The following is a 17,671-nucleotide window of genomic DNA, read 5'->3' as shown; positions in this document are numbered from 1 at the left end:
TCTGCATATTGGACGTTACGGACGGTAGTGCCCTTTCATCTTACGCACGCGTGTTACTCTCAAAAGGTGCGTGCAGAGCTCCTTCTCCTTAGCTGCCGCGGCGAGGCCCCAGACGCGATCTAGCGCAAGGCCCACCCTCGCTGCGGAGTTTGTGTTGCCCGGCCACCCTTTCAATGAAGATCTCCAGAAAAGGCCCCAAGTAATGCGAAACGCACAAAAGCCCTCAGGAATGCCTGCCCACCGGTACACGCCGTTCCAGGACCAGATCAAAGTCGAGCTGCCGGACCGCACCTGGCCGGACAAGGTCATCACCAAAGCTCCCCGCTGGTGCGCAGTGGACCTGCGCGACGGCAACCAGGCCCTGATCGATCCCATGAGCCCGGCCCGCAAGATGAAGATGTTCGATCTGCTGGTCCGCATGGGCTACAAGGAGATCGAAGTCGGGTTCCCCTCAGCGTCCCAGACCGACTTCGACTTCGTCCGCCAGCTCATCGAGGGCAACCACATTCCGGATGACGTCACCATCCAGGTCCTCACGCAGGCCCGGGAACACCTGATTGAGCGGACCTACGAATCCCTCGTGGGCGCCAAGCAGGCCATCGTCCACCTGTACAACTCCACCTCGGTCCTGCAGCGCCGCGTAGTCTTCAACCAGGACGAAGACGGCATCCTGGACATAGCCCTGCAGGGCGCGCGGCTGTGCAAAAAGTACGAGGAAACCCTCGTTGACACCCACGTCACCTACGAATACTCCCCGGAATCCTTCACCGGCACCGAACTGGAGTACGCCGTCCGGGTATGCAACGCCGTTGCCAACATTTTCGAGGCGTCAGCTGACCGCCAGGTCATTATCAACCTGCCGGCCACCGTGGAGATGGCCACTCCGAACGTTTACGCCGATTCGATCGAGTGGATGAGCAGGCACCTGCACCCGCGCGAAGGCATCATCCTGTCCCTGCACCCGCACAATGACCGCGGCACCGGGGTAGCGGCGGCCGAGCTCGGCTACATGGCCGGCGCCGACCGGATCGAAGGCTGCCTCTTCGGCAACGGTGAGCGGACCGGAAACGTCGACCTGGTCACCCTGGGCCTGAACCTCTTCGTCCAGGGCATTGACCCCATGATCGACTTCTCCAACATCGATGACATCCGCCGCACCGTTGAATACTGCAACCAGCTGCCGGTCCCTGAGCGTTCGCCCTACGGCGGCGACCTCGTGTTCACCGCGTTCTCCGGATCGCACCAGGACGCCATCAAGAAGGGCTTCGAAGCCCTGGAACGCGACGCCGCCGCCGCAGGCAAGGACGTTGCCGACTTCACCTGGCAGGTCCCGTACCTGCCCGTGGACCCCAAGGACCTGGGCCGCAGCTATGAGGCCGTGATCCGGGTGAACTCCCAGTCCGGCAAGGGCGGCGTGGCCTACCTGCTCAAGAACGAACACAGCCTGGACCTGCCGCGCCGTGCCCAGATCGAATTTTCCGGCGTTATCCAGCGGCGCACGGACACCGTTGGCGGTGAGGTCAGCGGTGCACAGCTGTGGCAGGTCTTCCAGGACGAGTACCTGCCCTCGGGCAGCACTGACGGGCAGTGGGGCCGCTATTCCCTCGGCGCCGTCAAGACCGAAACGGATGACGACGGCGGCATGACGCTTCACGCATCCCTCACCGTTGACGGTGTGCAGGTAGACCGGACGGGGACCGGCAACGGACCCATCGCCGCGCTGCTCAGCATCCTGCGGGAGGACGGCGTGGACGTCCGGGTCCTCGACTACAGCGAGCACGCGCTCTCCGAAGGCGGCAACGCGATGGCTGCTGCCTACGTCGAATGCGCCGTGGGGGAGCGGGTCCTGTGGGGCGTGGGCATCGATGCCAACACCAGCATGTCCTCCCTGAAGGCCGTCATCTCCGCCGTGAACCGCGCCATCCGCGACGCCCAGGCCTGATGCCTCCGGGCCGTGCCGCCGGGACTTCCCGGCGGCACGGCAGCATCCGGCAGCGTGACGCCCGGAGAGGATGGGAAGATAAAGCGTGGTCGAACAGTCTTTTGCTTCCCGGGCGTACCGGGACGACGCCGTGGTGCTCCGTACCCACAAGCTGGGCGAGGCCGACCGCATCATCACGCTGCTGACCAAGCACCACGGGCAGGTCCGCGCCGTCGCCAAAGGGGTGCGCCGCACCAGCAGCCGGTTCGGTGCCCGGCTGGAGCCATTCATGGTGGCAGACCTTCAGCTGGTGTCCGGCCGGACCCTGGACATCGTCACCCAGGCCGTCGCCAAAGGGGCCTATGGGGGAAGCATCGCCGCGGACTACGGCCGTTATACCGTCGCAGCGGCCATGACCGAAACCGCCGAGAAGCTTACGGACGTGGACGGCGAATCCGGCACCGCGCAGTACAACCTGCTGGTGGGCGCATTGGCGGCCCTGAGCCGGGATGAACACGCCGCCGGCCTCATTCTTGACTCCTACCTGCTGCGGGCGCTGGCCACCGGCGGCTGGGCACCCAGTTTCACCAATTGCGCCCGCTGCGGCCTGCCGGGCCCGCACACTGCGTTTGCCGCCCCGCTTGGCGGAATGGTCTGCAGCGCGTGCCGTCCGCCGGGATCCCCGGCCCCCGCCCCTGAAACTGTCGTCCTGCTGGCAGCCCTGCTCACAGGCGACTGGGCCACCGCGGACGGATCCCTGCCTGTCCACCGCAGGGAGGCCGCAGGCCTGGTGGCGGCTTACCTGCAATGGCACCTCGAACGAGTCCTCAAATCCCTCAAGCATGTGGAGCGTAGCTGATAGTGGCCCTGGGAAAAAAGAACAATACCTCCCGCAGGCGGACCCATCCTGTGGTGGCCCCCTACCGGCATCCGTCCGGAGCCGTGGCGCCGTCCATTCCGCCGGAGTTCATTCCCCGCCACGTGGCCATCGTGATGGACGGCAACGGGCGCTGGGCCAACCAGCGCGGGCTGCCGCGGATTGAGGGCCACAAGGCCGGTGAACCCGCGCTGCTGGACGTGATGGCAGGGGCAATCGAACTCGGCATCGAGTACGTCAGCGTCTACGCCTTCTCCACCGAAAACTGGCGGCGGTCACCCGAGGAGGTCCGCTTCCTGATGGGATTTAACAAGGATGTGCTTCGTCGTCAGCGGAACCAGCTCGACGAATGGGGAGTCCGCGTCCGCTGGTCCGGGAGGCGGCCCAGGCTCTGGGGGTCCGTCATCCGGGAGCTCGAAGAGGCCGAGGAGTTCACCGCCGGCAACAGCACCTGTACGTTGACCATGTGTGTTAACTACGGCGGGCGCGCGGAAATCACCGACGCCGTGTCCGCCATTGCCGCCGAGGTCGCCGCCGGAAGGCTGAAGCCGGGGGCCATCACCGAGCGGACCATCCAGAAGTATTTGGACGAACCGGACCTTCCCGACGTGGACCTGTTTCTTCGCAGCTCGGGGGAGCAGCGGCTGTCCAACTTCCTTCTCTGGCAGTCCGCATACGCAGAGTTCGTGTTCATGGATACGCTATGGCCTGATGTGGACCGCCGTACGCTGTGGGCGGCCGTGGAAGAGTACGCCCAGCGGGACCGCAGGTACGGTGGCGCCGTGGATGCAGCAAAACCGGCTGAGAAGGTCAGGGAAAGCCCGGTCACTTCTTCCTAGCTCAGGGCTTGTCCAGCTGGTCCCCGTAGGCCTTCAGCCAGCGGGCCAGCCGGGCGTATGCGTCCGCGCGCACGCCGGCGGGGGAGAGGAACACATCGTGCAGGGCGCCGTCGATCCGTTCGACGGTCACTGTGCGGCCAAGGGTGAGCGCCCGCGCGCCAATGACGCTCACGTCCAGGACGGCATCGGTGCGCCGCATCTCCTCGGACCAGAAAAGCCCGTTGGCGCTTCCGCCGGACAGCAGGACCAGGATGGGCACCTCGATGTTAAGGCCGCGTGCCACGCGCGCGTGGCCAGCGAGGACCGCGTTCAGCCACCCGGCCCGTACCGGAAAGGCCATGGGCGGGCGGTACCGTTCATCCAGGGCCCATTCCCCGTCCGCCGCACTGCTGATGGTCCGCCAATAGAAGCCCCGCTCCGGAAGCCGCAGCACTGCCTCGGGACGGAACCGCGCCACCGGTGCCACCATGCTTGAGGCAGCGCGCCGAACCAGCGTGCTTCCGTGCATGTCCAGCCATGGACTGTTGAGGATCAGCTGCGACACGGCCCCCGGGTGCCTGCTGGCCCAGAGCGCCGCCACGAGTCCGCCTGTCGAATGCCCCATCAGGGTCAGCGGGGCAGGTGCACTCTCCCTGCTGATCAAGCGGCAGGCCTGTTCAATTTCCGCGTCATAATCCGCAAGGTCGGAGACGTACCCGCCGGGGAAATCGGGACGGAGGCTCCGGCCGTGGTTATGCATGTCCAGGGCATAAAAGTCGTATCCCGCAGAAGACCAGAAACGCGCCAGGTCAACGTTGAAGAAATAGTCGCTCCAGCCGTGCAGGAAAAGGACAGCCCTGCGGCGGTCCGGCGAAGGCGTTGCGTTACGTGTCGCCGGGCGGAAACGGACCAGCGTGGCCGTGCGTTCCACACCGTCCGGGCCGGCGGCCAGGAAAGCGTGGGATTCGAATTCTTCGCCCAGGATGTCCCGCTGCCATTCCATGAACTCATGTTATTCCGACGTCCCCACGGACTGCGCCGTTTGGTCTGCGCCGTCCGAGGCGGAAAACTAGAGGCATGCGCGTTTACCCCACTTTCTTCAGGCTGGCTTTTTCATGGATGGACGCCGAGCGCGCCCACAAAATCGGATTCAGGGGCATTCGGCTTGCGCATAGCTCCGGCGCCGGGAGGATCCTCCAGAAGGTCATGGCACCCGCGCCATCCCTGCAGACGACTGCCTTTGGCCTTACCTTCCCCTCGCCTTTTGGGCTTGCGGCCGGTTTTGACAAGGAAGGCCACGGCATCGAGGCCCTCACCGAGCTCGGCTTCGGACATGTGGAGGTAGGAACCATTACCGGCCAGGCCCAGCCGGGAAATGAAAAGCCACGGCTCTTCCGCCTGGTCCAGGACCGTGCGGTGATTAACCGGATGGGGTTCAACAACGACGGCGCCGCCGCCCTGGCCCCCCGGCTCAAGGCAGCCCGGGCTGCGCTTCAGCGCCGCCACCCGGCCCTCCGGCCGGTGATCGGCGTCAACATCGGCAAAACCAAGGTGGTGGAACTCGCCGATGCGGTCGATGACTATCTGGTCAGCGCCCGCAGCCTCGCACCCGCCGCCGATTACCTGGTGGTCAACGTCAGCTCCCCGAACACTCCCGGACTGCGGTTGCTGCAGGACGTGGAAACCCTTCGGCCTTTGCTCACTGCGGTGGGTGAGGAGGCTGACCGGGCAGCGGGGCGCCATGTGCCGCTGCTGGTGAAGATCGCGCCAGACCTGAGCGACGAGGACATCGACGACGTCGCCCGCCTTGCCCTCGACCTCAAACTGGACGGCATTATCGCCACCAACACCACCATTTCCAGGACCGGGCTCACGTCCCCGGCTGAGCAGGTGGAAGCGTGCGGGGCCGGAGGGTTGTCCGGCGCGCCCCTGAAGCAGCGTTCCCTGGAAGTTCTGCGCCGCCTCAAGGATGCAACCGAGGGCGCCCTGACTCTGGTGGCTGTGGGTGGCGTGGAAACCGCGCAGGATGTCCAGGACAGGCTCGATGCCGGTGCAACCCTGGTGCAGGGCTACACAGCTTTCCTCTATGAGGGACCGTTCTGGGCAGCCCGGATCAACCGGCAGCTGGCGAAAAAGGCAAGGGCCCGGGTCAGCCAGGCTTCTTAAACGACCAGCCCCGGCGGGTGATCCCGCCGGGGCTGGTCGTGCCAATGCTCTCGATAACTGGCGACGGCCTGGTCAGGCCGGGTACTGGCCGCGCTTGACCTGTGGCTTGGGCAACCGCAGCTTGCGGAATTGGAGCGAGCGCATGGAGCCGTACCAGACGGTGCCGCGTTCCACCTCGCCAAACTTTTCGGTCAGCCGCCTGCGGAGCTTACGCGAGAGGATGAACACGTCCACGAAAACGGCCAGGAACATCACCCAGAATCCGCCCAGGACATAAATCATCAGTTCGCTGGAAGCCGGCACCATCAGGGACACCAGGACAAAGACGAGCGCGCCGAACATCAGGTACTCACCCAGGCTGAAGCGGGCGTCCACATAATCGCGCGCGAAGCGCTTCTGGGGACCCTTGTCCCGCAGGGGCAGGAACTTTTCGTCACCCGTGTCCAGCGCCTGGCGCATCTTTTGCCGCTGATCCTGGATGGCCTGGCGCTCGGCAGCCTTGGACGCTTTGCGGTCCTCCGGCACGAGCGGACGCTTGCGTGCCGCCTCCTGCGCCCTGCGGGTGGGAGTCGGGGCGCCTTTGCCGGCCACGCCGCCTTGCCGCGCCGCCGCCTCTGCCGCCTGCTGGTCTACTAATTCCTGCGCCGAAGGCGCTTCCTTTTTACGTCCGAACACCACAACAGAATACCTTGCGGGCGAGCCCGGAATTCCTGGCGCCACTATCGCCTTCCGCTGGGGGTGAATGTGACGGGGGTAGTGTTTTTGGCATGACTTCATCGCCGACGGCCACCCCGCACAACTCCAGCGGCCCCACACACCCGGGCCTTGACGAAAACTCCTGGACAGAAGAGCTCCGGACCTCGATTGACCGCTCCTTTGACGTCACGCTGAACCGGCTCAAGGAACTCGTCGCCATCCCTGGCATCGCCTGGCCCAGCTTTGACCGGACCCCGCTGGAGCGCAGCGCTGAAGCTGTGGCGGAACTGCTCCGCGGCGCGGGCATGGACGGGGTGCAGATCCTGGGATGCAACAAGGCGGACGGCACTCCGGGCGGGCCCGCCGTCGTCGCCCGACGACCTGCTGCCGAGGGTAAACCCACCATCCTTTTATATGCCCACCACGATGTCCAGCCCGCCGGAGACGAAACGCTCTGGGACACCAGGCCCTTCACCGCGGTGGAGAAGGACGGACGGCTGTTCGGCCGCGGCGCAGCAGACGACAAGGCCGGCATCATGGCCCATCTGGCAGCCTATGCCGCTGTTTCCGAGGTCCTCGGTGATGCACTCGGGCTGGGCGTCACCTTCTTCTTCGAGGGGGAGGAGGAAGCCGGTTCACCCACATTCCGGCCGTTCCTCGAAGCCAACCGCGAGCTGCTCCGGGCCGACGTCATCGTTGTCGCGGATTCCAGCAACTGGAAAGTGGGCGTCCCTGCACTCACCACGAGCCTGCGCGGGCTCGTAGATGGAGTTATTGACGTCCAGGTGCTTGAGCATGCGGTCCACTCCGGAATGTATGGCGGTCCTGTACTGGACGCGCCCACCCTGCTTTCCCGCCTGATCGCCACATTCCACGACCACCAGGGAAACGTCGCCATTGAGGGCCTCGTGTCCACGGACAACGCAACAGTGGACCTGCCCGAAGCGGACTACCGCGCCGATGCGTCCGTGCTCGACGGCGTACGCCTGGCCGGGTCGGGCAGCATCACGTCCAGGCTCGGGACCAAGCCGGCGCTGTCCATCATCGGTTTCGATGCTCCAGCCGTTGACGTCGCGTCCAACACCCTCCTGCCCCGGGCACGGGCCAAGTTCAGCCTGCGGCTGGCGCCGGGCCAGGTTCCGTCCGAGGCCATGGAAGCAGTGCGACGCCACGTCGAAGCCAATGCACCCTTTGGTGCAAGGGTCGTCTTCACGCCGGGGGAGAGCGGCAACCCGTTCCAGACCGACACCTCCTCCGCAGCGGCCACGGTGGCCATGTGGGCACTGGGGGAAGCCTGGGGTGTGCCCGCCGTCGAGACCGGAATTGGCGGCTCAATTCCTTTCATCGCCGACCTGATGGAGCTCTATCCGGACGTCCAGATCCTGGTGACCGGAGTGGAGGATCCCGACTCACGCGCGCACAGTGCAAATGAGTCCCTGCACCTCGGTGACTTCCGGAAAGCCATCCTGGCCGAAGCCTTGATGCTGGCCAGCCTCAACAGCGGTGGGCTGCAGCGGCCCCCTGCCTGAATGTGGCGTCCCGGGAACAACCGGTGTCCTTCCATGGTTACGTCAGTAGTTAGAGCTACACGGCTGTCCGACGTAGCATGTAGCTATAGCCCATACCCAATCCGTAGGGGCTGGCACCGCCAAGGCGGCGCCGCCAGGACCCGTCCTAAGAAGGTAGGCCAATGAGCACCGCAACCAATGAGAACAGCACCGAAACCACCAGCGCTGCCGGCGAACTGCCGGTCCACGAGGTCAACCTGACCGACGTCGCAGCAGGCAAGGTCCGCAGCCTTCTCGAGCAGGAAGGCCGTACGGATCTGCGCCTTCGGGTTGCCGTGCAGCCCGGCGGCTGCTCCGGACTGATCTACCAGCTCTACTTCGACGAGCGGCTCCTCGACGGGGACGCCGTCCGCGACTTCGACGGCGTCGAAGTCGTCGTGGACAAGATGAGCGTGCCGTACCTGAGCGGTGCGAGCATCGACTTCGAAGACACCATCTCAAAGCAGGGCTTCACCATCGACAACCCCAACGCCGGTGGCTCCTGCGCCTGTGGAGATTCCTTCCACTAGGCCCGGTTGTTTCGCCTGATGCCGGCGCCGTGTCACCTGCCATATACATTGGCACGGGGGCACGGCGCCGACATGTGGGCGAAACGCCCGGCGGAGCGGTAAGCTCTACACCGAGTAGTAAAACTTTTAGTGTGCCCGGGGCTGCCGATGGCTGCCCGGACAACAGCAACAAGTAGGAAGGGCCGTCTGTGAGTTCGCAGAACCGAACCGGCAGCCGACGCAAAACGATTACAACGATCACTGGCTTGGCTATTGCCGGCGCGTTGGTTTTGACCGGATGTTCGCCAGAGGTAGAGAAGGGGTGGCTGCCCACTGAACGTGGCACCACCAGCAACACCGACCGCATCATGGACCTCTGGGTCAACTCATGGATTGCCGCCCTGGTCGTGGGCATCATTACCTGGGGCCTGATCGTCTGGTGCCTGGTCGCCTACCGGCGCCGCAAGGGCACCGTCGGGTTCCCGCGGCAGACCAGCTTCAACCTTCCCCTCGAGGTTTTTTACCTGACCATCCCGCTGTTCATGGTCCTGGTGTTCTTCTACTTCACCGACCGCGACCAGCAGGCCATTGATGACCGCTCCCAGCCCGCCGACGTCGTTGTTGACGTCCGCGGCAAGCAGTGGGCCTGGGACTTCAACTACAAGGCCGGCGACGTCATCGAAGAAGACGTCTACGAAGCCGGCGTCCAGGCGCACCTCACCGGAAACACGATCGACAAGGAACAGCTCCCCACCCTGTACTTGCCGGTGAACAAGTCCGTTGACCTGGAACTGAACGCACGCGACGTCATCCACTCCTTCTGGGTTCCCGCCTTCCTCCAGAAGCGCGACATGATCCCGGGCAAAACCAACTACATCCGGTTTACGCCCACTAAAGAGGGCACCTACGACGGCAAGTGCGCTGAACTCTGCGGCGAGTACCACTCCGAGATGCTGTTCCGCGTCAAGGTGGTGTCGGAATCTGAATTCCAGGCCCACCTGGACGACCTGAAGGCAGCGGGCAACACAGGCCTCCTCGGTGTGGAGTACGACCGCAACCCGAACCTGAACGAAATTAAGTAAGGGGAGCGACGTGGCTACGTACACTCAATCCGCACCCACCGGAGTCCTGACGGCTCCCGTGGTTCCCAAGTCCAAGGGGCGCATCGTCGTCAACTGGATTACCTCCACAGACCACAAGACCATCGGGTACATGTACCTGATCGCGTCCTTCATCTTCTTCTGCCTGGGCGGCGTCATGGCGCTGCTGATCCGCGCCGAGCTCTTTGAGCCCGGCATGCAGATCCTGCAGACGAAGGAGCAGTACAACCAGCTGTTCACCATGCACGGCACAGTGATGCTCCTAATGTTCGCCACCCCGCTTTTCGCCGGGTTCGCGAACGTCATCATGCCGCTGCAGATCGGTGCTCCGGACGTGGCGTTCCCGCGCCTGAACGCCCTGGCCTTCTGGTTCTTCCTGTTCGGCTCCACCATCGCGGTCTCGGGCTTCATCACCCCCCAGGGTGCTGCCTCGTTCGGCTGGTTCGCCTACGCGCCGCTGTCCAACACCACTTTCAGCCCCGGCATCGGTGGAGACCTGTGGGTCTTCGGGCTTGCCCTGTCCGGCTTCGGAACCATCCTTGGTGCCGTCAACTTCATCACCACCATCATCTGCATGCGCGCTCCGGGCATGACCATGTGGCGGATGCCGATCTTCACCTGGAACACCCTGGTCACGGCCATCCTGGTCCTTATGGCCTTCCCGCCGCTGGCAGCAGCCCTGTTCGCCCTCGGCGCGGACCGCCGTTTCGGTGCCCACATCTTCGACCCGGAGAACGGCGGTGCCGTCCTGTGGCAGCACCTGTTCTGGTTCTTCGGCCACCCGGAGGTGTACATCATTGCGCTGCCGTTCTTCGGCATCGTGTCAGAGATCTTCCCGGTCTTCAGCCGCAAGCCGATCTTCGGCTACAAAGGCCTGGTCTACGCGACCATCGCCATCGCAGCGCTGTCCGTCACCGTGTGGGCGCACCACATGTACGTCACCGGGTCCGTTCTGCTCCCGTTCTTCGCCTTCATGACCATGCTCATCGCAGTTCCCACGGGCGTGAAGTTCTTCAACTGGATCGGCACCATGTGGCGGGGATCTCTGACCTTTGAGACCCCGATGCTGTGGAGCATCGGCTTCCTGATCACCTTCCTTTTCGGCGGCCTGACCGGCATCATCCTGGCCTCCCCGCCGCTGGACTTCCACGTCTCCGACTCCTACTTCGTGGTGGCACACTTCCACTACGTGGTGTTCGGCACCGTGGTGTTCGCGATGTTCGCAGGGTTCTACTTCTGGTGGCCCAAGTGGACCGGAAAGATGCTCAACGAGCGCCTTGGCAAGATCCACTTCTGGCTCCTCTTCCTCGGCTTCCACGGCACGTTCCTCATCCAGCACTGGCTGGGCGTTGAGGGCATGCCGCGCCGCTACGCTGACTACCTGGTGGAGGACAACTTCACCTGGATGAACCAGTTCTCCACCGTTGCCTCCTTCGTGCTGGGTGCTTCACTGATTCCGTTCTTCTGGAACGTCTACATCACGTGGCGCAGCGCTGAGAGGGTCCAGGTGGACGATCCCTGGGGCTTCGGTGCCTCGCTTGAGTGGGCCACTTCATGCCCGCCGCCCCGCCATAACTTCACCTCGCTGCCCCGGATCCGTTCCGAGCGTCCTGCACTGGACCTTCACCACCCGGAACTTCGCCAGGTCCAGACCGTTGAGTCCCCCGCTCTTGCAGCCCAGGCTCTGGGCAACGCCGACCAGAAGGACACCGCACAGTGAAAATCGAATCCTGGATCTTTGGAGCCGGAGTTTTCTTCTTTGTCCCGGTAGCCGTGGTTTACGGTTTCCTGACCAACTGGGGCGAGTGGGTTGGCATCCTGGGCATCCTCCTTGTCGGCGGCCTCGCCGGCATGATCGGCGGATACCTCGGCTTCACGGGCAAGCGTATCGGGCTGCGTCCCGAGGACCGCAGCGATGCTGAAATCCACGAAGGCGCCGGCGAACAGGGCCACTTCAGCCCCTGGAGCTGGTGGCCACTGGTGCTGGGCCTCGCCTGCGCGGGTGGCTTCCTTGGCCTGGCAGTTGGCTGGTGGATTGTTTACATCGCAGCCGGTCTTGCTGTGGTAGCCCTCATCGGCTGGGTTTACGAGTACAGCCGCGGAGACCACGCACACTAGTCAATATCAATAACGACGTCGGGCCCCACCTAAGGTGGGGCCCGACGTCGTTATTTTGTTAGTGCTGAAACGCTATGGTTCTCAGGAAGCCTGCACAACGCCCTGGGACTCGAGGAGGCTTACGAGACACCCGAGAACGTCGTCAGCTTTCTCGCGGCTCAGAGGCCCGCTCAGGGCGCTCTCATTGATGCCCAGCACCACTTCGCAGCCGTGCTGGAAGTCAGCGGTCATCACTTGGAGCAGGGACCGGGCATCCACACCGGCGTTACCGGGTTTGGCGATGGTTACAGGAAGGCCGGTGTCGGTGACGGCCCGGACAAAGACTGCGGCAGGACGGGCGTGCAGTCCGACAGCGGCTGTGACTACGGCCTTGTGTGTTGGCAAAGGGGACTCCTTCGTCGTGACGGCCCCCATCCGTCGGGTAACAGAATTTCCTGACCTAATATAGCGGGCCTTCATCCTGCACAATGCCCAGGGCGCCCCAGGCCGGAACCGGCTCGTCTAGACCTGCCCTACCATTGAAGGGGAAATTCGACGGCAGGGGAGACAGACCATGGCGGTTGGCGCTAAAGGCATTAAGGGCGACATCGACCGCACCAGCGGCACGGCGATCTATATCCAACTGCGGGAAATCCTGCGGACCTACATTGCCGAGTCGTGCCCGCCCGGTTCCGCGCTGCCCTCAGAGCGGGATCTTGCGGAACGGTTCGGCCTTGCCAGGATGACCGTCCGGCAGGCTATCGACGCGCTGGTCGGTGAAGAGGTCATCGAACGCGTGGTGGGACTGGGCACTTTCGTCCGCCGGCCCAAACTGGACCTGCAGGTAAAACTGACCTCCTACAGCGAAGAGATGCAGCGCCGCGGAATGGTCCCGGCGGCCAAGGTGCTGAGCTTCGAACAGATCGGGGCCAGTGCCTTCCTGGCGCGTGAGCTGCAGCTGGACGAGGGGACGCCGCTGGTCCGGTTCCGCAGGCTGCTCCTGGCGGATGGTGAGCCCATGAGCGTCGATGAGAACTTCATCCCTGCCCACCGGGTACCCGGACTCCTGGACGGGGAACCGCCCACGTCCCTCTATAACGTCCTCAGCGAGCAATTCGGACTGGTGATGGAGTGGGGAGAGGACATGATCGAAGCCACAGCGGCTTCCCCGTCCACCGCCCGCTTGCTCAACGTGGAGGTGGGATCGCCTTTGCTGAAAATCCAGCGGCATGCCTTTGTGGCACGCGCAATGGTGGACTACTCGGTGTCCTATTACCGGGCGGACAGATACAAGCTGTGGGTGCCCCTGCAGCGTCCGGGGGCACGCAGGGCACGCAACCACTAGGACTACTGCCGGGGAACCGTCGAGGCACCCGTCAGGATGTGCAGGACGGTCGTGGAAAGCATCCGAACCGGGGAACAGAGAAGGCCCGGTCCATTCGGACCGGGCCTTCTCTGTGTGGCATGCCGAGCTTAGTGGGAAAGGCTCTTTGCTTCTTCCGGGGCTTCTACGGCTGCATGGCCGTGGCCGTGGGCGGCTTCCAGCTCAGCAGGCGTTGCCGGAGCCACGCGGTCCTCGAAGAACCACTTGGAAAGGAACGCCCGGCGCTTCTCCTTGCGGGTCACCACGCCATGCTCGTTCGGGACGGCCGGAAGAACCTCAGGCGACTCGAAGCCGACCAGCTTGTAGCGCTTGTACTCGTCCAGCGGTGCGTGCACCTCAATGAACTCTCCATGCGGGAGGCGGACGATTCGCCCGGTCTCCCGGCCGTGGAGTGCGATCTCGCGGTCCTTGCGCTGAAGGGCCAGGGCCACGCGCTTCGTAACGATGAACGCGATGATCGGGCCGATGACGAACAGGGCGCGGAGCCAGTACGTGACGTCGTTCAGGGAGACACCGAAGTGTGTGGCAATCAGGTCGGAACCTGCAGCTGCCCACATTACGCAGTACCAGACAAACCCAGCCATGCCGATCGCGGTGCGGGTCGGTGCGTTGCGGGGACGGTCCAGCACGTGGTGCTCGCGGTCGTCCTTGGTGATCCACCGCTCGATCCACGGGTACATGAACATCACCGTGAACAGAATTCCGGCGGGCACAAGGGCCGGCAGCAGGACGTTGAAACTGAAGACGTAGCCGAACCAGACTTGCTCTACCCACCAGTCTCCCAACGTACCGGGCATCAGGCGCAGGGCACCGTCAACGAAGCCGATGTACCAGTCAGGCTGGGTACCGGCCGACACAGGGGAGGGGTCATACGGACCGTAGTTCCAGATCGGGTTGATGGTGAAGAAACCTGCCATCAGAGCCAGGACACCGAAGACGATGAAGAAGAATCCACCGGCTTTCGCAGCGTAGACAGGACCGAGGGGGTAGCCGACAACGTTGTTGTCGTTGCGGCCCGGGCCGGGGTACTGGGTGTGCTTGTGGATGACAACCATAAACAGGTGCAGGACGATCATCAGCAGGATCAGGGCCGGAACCAGCAGGATATGCAGCATGTAAAGCCGCCCAATAACTACCGTTCCCGGGAACTCTCCGCCAAAGAGGAAGAACGAGATGTACGTACCGACGATCGGGATGGACTTGATCACGCCGTCGATAATCCGCAGGCCGTTGCCGGACAGCAGGTCGTCGGGGAGCGAGTATCCGGTGAAGCCGGCAGCCATGGCCAGGATGAGCAGGACTCCGCCCACTACCCAGTTCATCTCACGCGGCTTGCGGAACGCACCTGTGAAGAAAACCCGCAGCATGTGCACGGCAATGGACGCCACGAACAGCAGTGCTGCCCAGTGGTGGACCTGGCGCATGAAGAGGCCGCCGCGGATATCGAACGAGATGTCCAGGGAGGAGCTGTAGGCGACGGACATTTCGACGCCCTTGAGGGGAACGTACGAACCGTCGTAGTGTGTCTCGGCCATGGACGGGTCGAAGAAGAACGTCAGGAACGTGCCGGAGAGCAGCAGGATAACGAAGGAGTACAGTGCCACTTCGCCGAACATGAAGGACCAGTGGTCGGGGAAGACCTTACGGCCGAATTCCCGGAGGATTCCGGATCCGCCAACACGTGAATCGACAAAGTCGGTAACCCGACCGGTCTTGGTTTTGGCGGCGAAAGCGGGCTCAGCTGTCGATGCTGCGCTCATGCATATCACGCTCCCAGTAACTTGGTCCTACGGGTTCTTTGAAGTCGCTGGTGGCGACCAGGTAGCCCTCGTCATCAACTGCGATGGGCAGCTGCGGGAGCGGCCGGCTGGCGGGGCCGAAGATCACCTTGCACTCTTGGGTGAGGTCAAAGGTGGACTGGTGGCACGGGCACAGCAGGTGGTGCGTCTGCTGCTCGTACAGGGCAACAGGGCAACCGACGTGGGTGCAGATCTTGGAGTAGGCAACGATTCCGTTGTAGCCCCAGTCCTCGCGGCCCGCGGAAGGGTTCAACGACGCGGGGTCCAGGCGCATGAGGAGCACAACGGCCTTGGCCTTCTCGTTGAGCTTGCCCTCGTGGAGTTCGTTCAGGCCTTCCGGAATAACGTGGAAAGCCGAGCCGATGGTGACATCCGAGGCCTTGATGGGGGTGCCGTCGGGGTCGCGGGCAAGACGCTTAAGCTGCCCGTCGGTGGGGGCCCACATGGTGTGGGCAAGCTTGTCGTCCGGGCGCGGTCCGAGGTCGCCGAAGATGGCGACTGCGGGCAGCGGCGCGAGGGCCACGGCACCCAGAAGGGTGTTGCGGATCAGCGGCCGGCGCTTGATGCCCGTCTCTTCGACGATGTCGTCGACGATGCGCACGGCGGCGACACGGTCCTCTTCGTAGCGGATCTTGTGGCGCTCTTCAGAGACTTCGTGGTCGGGCATCAGGGCCTTGGCCCAGTGCACGATGCCGGTACCAATGCCGAGCATTGAGAATGCCGTTCCCAGACCCAGCAGCATGTTCTGCAGCCGGATGGTGGCAATGGTAGATTCTCCAACCCCAAGATCAATGGCAAAATACGCCACCAGAAAGATCAGGGTGCCAACAACGGAGATGCCAAATAGTAAGGCGACCTGCCGTTCTGCCCGCTTTGCGGCCTTCGGGTCCGTGTCAGCCAGGCGCAAACGGTGCGGAGGAAGTCCAGGGTCCTGGAACTTCTCCACCTCATTCTGACCAGCCGTAGCTACGGTGCCCGAGTGGATCGGACTGCCGTCACTATGGTTGCCCATAATTCGCCTCATCCTTCTCTCGTCCCGGCGGGTGCCGGGTTAGTTTCTAATATCAACCTGCTGACAGGGCAGCAGAAGTTTTTTGGTTCGCGGTACGTCAGGACGTGCGCGAGGTCAGCCAGATGGTGAACGCGATAATGACACCCAGGCCGGCAACCCAGACAAACAGGCCTTCAGCAACGGGGCCCAGGGAACCGAGGGCGGCACCACCGGGGGAGCCGGTGGACTCGATCTGCTTCAGGAAGGTGATGATGTCGCGCTTACCCTCGGGAGTGATGTTTGAGTCGCTGAAAACCGGCATGTTCTGCGGGCCGGTCACCATGGCCTCGTAGATGTGCTTTCCTGATACGCCTGCCAGCTCGGGAGCGAACTTGCCCCGGGTCAGTGCACCACCGGCAGCAGCGGCGTTGTGGCACATTGCGCAGTTGGTGCGGAACAGCTCGCCACCGACGGCAGCGTCTCCGCCCTCATCCAGCAGGCTTTCGTCAGGGATTGCCGGACCGGCACCCAGGGAAGCCACGTAGGCTGCAAGCTGCCGGGTCTGCTCATCGTTGAACTGGACGGGCTTCTCCATGGCCTGGGGACCGTTCATCTGCATCGGCATACGGCCGGTGCCCACCTGGAAGTCAACAGACGCGGCGCCGACGCCTACGAGGGACGGTCCAGCCTGGGACCCGCTGGCGCCCATGCCGTGGCAGGTGGAGCAGTTGGCGGCGAAAAGCTTGCCGCCTTCCTCGACGTCGTTTGCGCTGTAGGTGGTGGTGGAAGCCTTTGCCTCATTGACGGTGGTGGCCACGGCGTAGAGCCCACCAGTGACGAGGAGCCCCATGAGTAGCAATGCGATTGCTGCTAGTGGGTGACGCCGCTTTTGCGAGAGTGCCTTCACGTGGTGGTTCCTTTATTCGTTCCTGCGCCGGCTCCGGGAGCCGCTACCTGAAATTCTGCCTCTTGTAGAAAAAGAATCAAAGCTGGCTACTTGAGTACGTAGATGACCAGGAAGAGGCCGATCCACACGACATCGACAAAGTGCCAGTAGTAAGAGGTGACGATCGCGGACGTTGCCTCGAAGTGCCCGAACTTCTTCGCGGCAAAGGACCGCCCCATGATCAGCAGGAACGCGATCAATCCGCCGATGACGTGGAGGCCGTGGAAGCCGGTGGTCATGTAGAAGGCCGAGCCATAGGCGTTGGAGGAGAGCGAGACGTGCTCGGAAACCAGCATTGCGTATTCCGTGGCCTGGCCGGCGACGAAGAACGCGCCCATGAGGAACGTCAGGGTGAACCATTCATTCATTCCCCAGCGGGAGAACTTGAACACACCCCCGGTCCGGCGCGGCTGGAGCCGCTCAGCGGCGAAGACGCCCATCTGGCAAGTGAAGGAACTGGCCACGAGGACGATCGTGTTGGCGAGCGCAAAGGGGAAGTTGAGCTTGGCCGTCTCGTCCGCCCACATCTGTGCACTCGTGGAGCGCAGCGTGAAGTACATGGCGAAGAGACCGGCGAAGAACATCAACTCGCTGGACAGCCACACAACGGTTCCAACGGAAACCATATTTGGGCGGTTCAGCGTGGGGTGCGCCGGGGTACTGGGGGCATGGGTCGCAGATGTCACATAGACATTATGTCTGCAAAAGTCCGTGCTGCCCAACGCAAACCGCCTTTTCGGGGGACTTTTTCTACAAAGACGCGAAATCGCCGCGAAAAGTTCCGGTGCCCGTTCATATTGGTCAGTCCCTGTCATCGCTC

The 17,671-nt window shown here is 63.4% G+C and carries 17 protein-coding genes; 10 read left to right on the top strand and 7 right to left on the bottom strand.

Annotation, left to right across the window (positions count from 1 at the left end):
• Positions 1-202: 202 nt before the first annotated feature.
• The 3 genes from leuA (at position 203) to NXY83_RS10575 (ending at position 3,637) form a co-directional block, all read left to right on the top strand.
• Positions 203-1,942, top strand: a complete 1,740-nt coding sequence (gene leuA, locus NXY83_RS10585; protein WP_258802208.1) for a 2-isopropylmalate synthase — start codon at positions 203-205, stop codon at positions 1,940-1,942.
• An 85-nt stretch (positions 1,943-2,027) separates the two neighbouring features.
• The gene (recO, locus tag NXY83_RS10580; RefSeq protein WP_258802207.1) at positions 2,028-2,780 is read left to right on the top strand and encodes a DNA repair protein RecO; all 753 of its coding nucleotides are present in this window, start codon (positions 2,028-2,030) and stop codon (positions 2,778-2,780) included.
• 2 nt (positions 2,781-2,782) lie between these two features.
• Positions 2,783-3,637 carry an isoprenyl transferase gene (locus tag NXY83_RS10575; protein ID WP_258802206.1) on the top strand — a complete coding sequence of 285 codons (855 nt, stop codon included), beginning with the start codon at positions 2,783-2,785 and terminating at the stop codon, positions 3,635-3,637.
• Between the two features lies 1 nt (position 3,638).
• On the opposite strand, the gene NXY83_RS10570 is transcribed toward NXY83_RS10575, so the two are convergent.
• Positions 3,639-4,619 (bottom strand): alpha/beta hydrolase, encoded by a 981-nt coding sequence (locus tag NXY83_RS10570; protein WP_258802205.1) that lies wholly within the window; start codon positions 4,617-4,619, stop codon positions 3,639-3,641.
• Positions 4,620-4,693: 74 nt separating this feature from the next.
• On the opposite strand from NXY83_RS10570, the gene NXY83_RS10565 reads away from it, so the two are divergent.
• Complete coding sequence (locus tag NXY83_RS10565; RefSeq protein ID WP_258802204.1) at positions 4,694-5,782, top strand: quinone-dependent dihydroorotate dehydrogenase; 1,089 nt, start codon at positions 4,694-4,696, stop codon at positions 5,780-5,782.
• A 72-nt stretch (positions 5,783-5,854) separates the two neighbouring features.
• On the opposite strand, the gene NXY83_RS10560 is transcribed toward NXY83_RS10565, so the two are convergent.
• Positions 5,855-6,457 (bottom strand): DUF3043 domain-containing protein, encoded by a 603-nt coding sequence (locus tag NXY83_RS10560; protein ID WP_258806160.1) that lies wholly within the window; start codon positions 6,455-6,457, stop codon positions 5,855-5,857.
• A 92-nt stretch (positions 6,458-6,549) separates the two neighbouring features.
• Between NXY83_RS10560 and NXY83_RS10555 the strand changes: the two genes are divergently transcribed.
• From NXY83_RS10555 to NXY83_RS10535, 5 genes are all read left to right on the top strand, one after another.
• Entirely contained in the window at positions 6,550-8,007 is a 1,458-nt protein-coding gene (locus tag NXY83_RS10555; RefSeq protein ID WP_258802203.1) for a dipeptidase, read from the top strand.
• 161 nt (positions 8,008-8,168) lie between these two features.
• Positions 8,169-8,555 carry a HesB/IscA family protein gene (locus tag NXY83_RS10550; RefSeq protein ID WP_009359026.1) on the top strand — a complete coding sequence of 129 codons (387 nt, stop codon included), beginning with the start codon at positions 8,169-8,171 and terminating at the stop codon, positions 8,553-8,555.
• Between the two features lie 188 nt (positions 8,556-8,743).
• Complete coding sequence (gene coxB / locus NXY83_RS10545) at positions 8,744-9,616, top strand: cytochrome c oxidase subunit II (protein ID WP_258802202.1); 873 nt, start codon at positions 8,744-8,746, stop codon at positions 9,614-9,616.
• A gap of 10 nt (positions 9,617-9,626) precedes the next feature.
• The gene (gene ctaD, locus NXY83_RS10540; protein WP_258802201.1) at positions 9,627-11,354 is read left to right on the top strand and encodes a cytochrome c oxidase subunit I; all 1,728 of its coding nucleotides are present in this window, start codon (positions 9,627-9,629) and stop codon (positions 11,352-11,354) included.
• A complete protein-coding gene (locus NXY83_RS10535) occupies positions 11,351-11,752 on the top strand; it encodes a cytochrome c oxidase subunit 4 (protein WP_258802200.1) in 402 nt (133 codons plus the stop codon). Before ctaD ends, NXY83_RS10535 begins: the two co-directional genes overlap by 4 nt.
• Positions 11,753-11,833: 81 nt before the next feature.
• On the opposite strand, the gene NXY83_RS10530 is transcribed toward NXY83_RS10535, so the two are convergent.
• Entirely contained in the window at positions 11,834-12,136 is a 303-nt protein-coding gene (locus NXY83_RS10530; protein ID WP_258802199.1) for an HPr family phosphocarrier protein, read from the bottom strand.
• 169 nt (positions 12,137-12,305) lie between these two features.
• On the opposite strand from NXY83_RS10530, the gene NXY83_RS10525 reads away from it, so the two are divergent.
• Positions 12,306-13,076 carry a GntR family transcriptional regulator gene (locus NXY83_RS10525; protein ID WP_258802198.1) on the top strand — a complete coding sequence of 257 codons (771 nt, stop codon included), beginning with the start codon at positions 12,306-12,308 and terminating at the stop codon, positions 13,074-13,076.
• Between the two features lie 128 nt (positions 13,077-13,204).
• Here NXY83_RS10525 and NXY83_RS10520 read toward each other — a convergent pair whose 3' ends face one another.
• From NXY83_RS10520 to NXY83_RS10505, 4 genes are all read right to left on the bottom strand, one after another.
• A complete protein-coding gene (locus NXY83_RS10520; RefSeq protein ID WP_258802197.1) occupies positions 13,205-14,875 on the bottom strand; it encodes a cytochrome b in 1,671 nt (556 codons plus the stop codon).
• Positions 14,853-15,926, bottom strand: coding sequence for a ubiquinol-cytochrome c reductase iron-sulfur subunit (locus tag NXY83_RS10515; protein ID WP_258802196.1), 1,074 nt, complete (start codon positions 15,924-15,926; stop codon positions 14,853-14,855). The genes NXY83_RS10520 and NXY83_RS10515 overlap by 23 nt, the downstream gene beginning before the upstream one ends.
• Positions 15,927-16,023: 97 nt before the next feature.
• Positions 16,024-16,812 (bottom strand): c-type cytochrome, encoded by a 789-nt coding sequence (locus NXY83_RS10510; RefSeq protein ID WP_258802195.1) that lies wholly within the window; start codon positions 16,810-16,812, stop codon positions 16,024-16,026.
• A gap of 86 nt (positions 16,813-16,898) precedes the next feature.
• Complete coding sequence (locus tag NXY83_RS10505; protein ID WP_397427600.1) at positions 16,899-17,456, bottom strand: heme-copper oxidase subunit III; 558 nt, start codon at positions 17,454-17,456, stop codon at positions 16,899-16,901.
• Positions 17,457-17,671: the final 215 nt, after the last annotated feature.

Source organism: Pseudarthrobacter sp. NS4 (genome assembly GCF_024758005.1).
Classification (GTDB): Bacteria; Actinomycetota; Actinomycetes; order Actinomycetales; family Micrococcaceae; genus Arthrobacter.
The sequence above is the reverse complement of the archived record's forward strand: the minus strand, read 5'-3'. Positions and strand labels throughout refer to the sequence as shown.

Excerpts from the sequence above, each read along its gene's own strand:
- leuA (WP_258802208.1), top strand. The coding sequence starts at position 203 with ATGCGAAACGCACAAAAGCCCTCAGGAATGCCTGCCCACCGGTACACG.
- NXY83_RS10570 (WP_258802205.1), bottom strand. The coding sequence starts at position 4,619 with ATGGAATGGCAGCGGGACATCCTGGGCGAAGAATTCGAATCCCACGCT.
- NXY83_RS10565 (WP_258802204.1), top strand. The coding sequence starts at position 4,694 with ATGCGCGTTTACCCCACTTTCTTCAGGCTGGCTTTTTCATGGATGGAC.
- NXY83_RS10555 (WP_258802203.1), top strand. The coding sequence starts at position 6,550 with ATGACTTCATCGCCGACGGCCACCCCGCACAACTCCAGCGGCCCCACA.
- NXY83_RS10550 (WP_009359026.1), top strand. The coding sequence starts at position 8,169 with ATGAGCACCGCAACCAATGAGAACAGCACCGAAACCACCAGCGCTGCC.
- NXY83_RS10525 (WP_258802198.1), top strand. The coding sequence starts at position 12,306 with ATGGCGGTTGGCGCTAAAGGCATTAAGGGCGACATCGACCGCACCAGC.
- NXY83_RS10520 (WP_258802197.1), bottom strand. The coding sequence starts at position 14,875 with ATGAGCGCAGCATCGACAGCTGAGCCCGCTTTCGCCGCCAAAACCAAG.
- NXY83_RS10515 (WP_258802196.1), bottom strand. The coding sequence starts at position 15,926 with ATGGGCAACCATAGTGACGGCAGTCCGATCCACTCGGGCACCGTAGCT.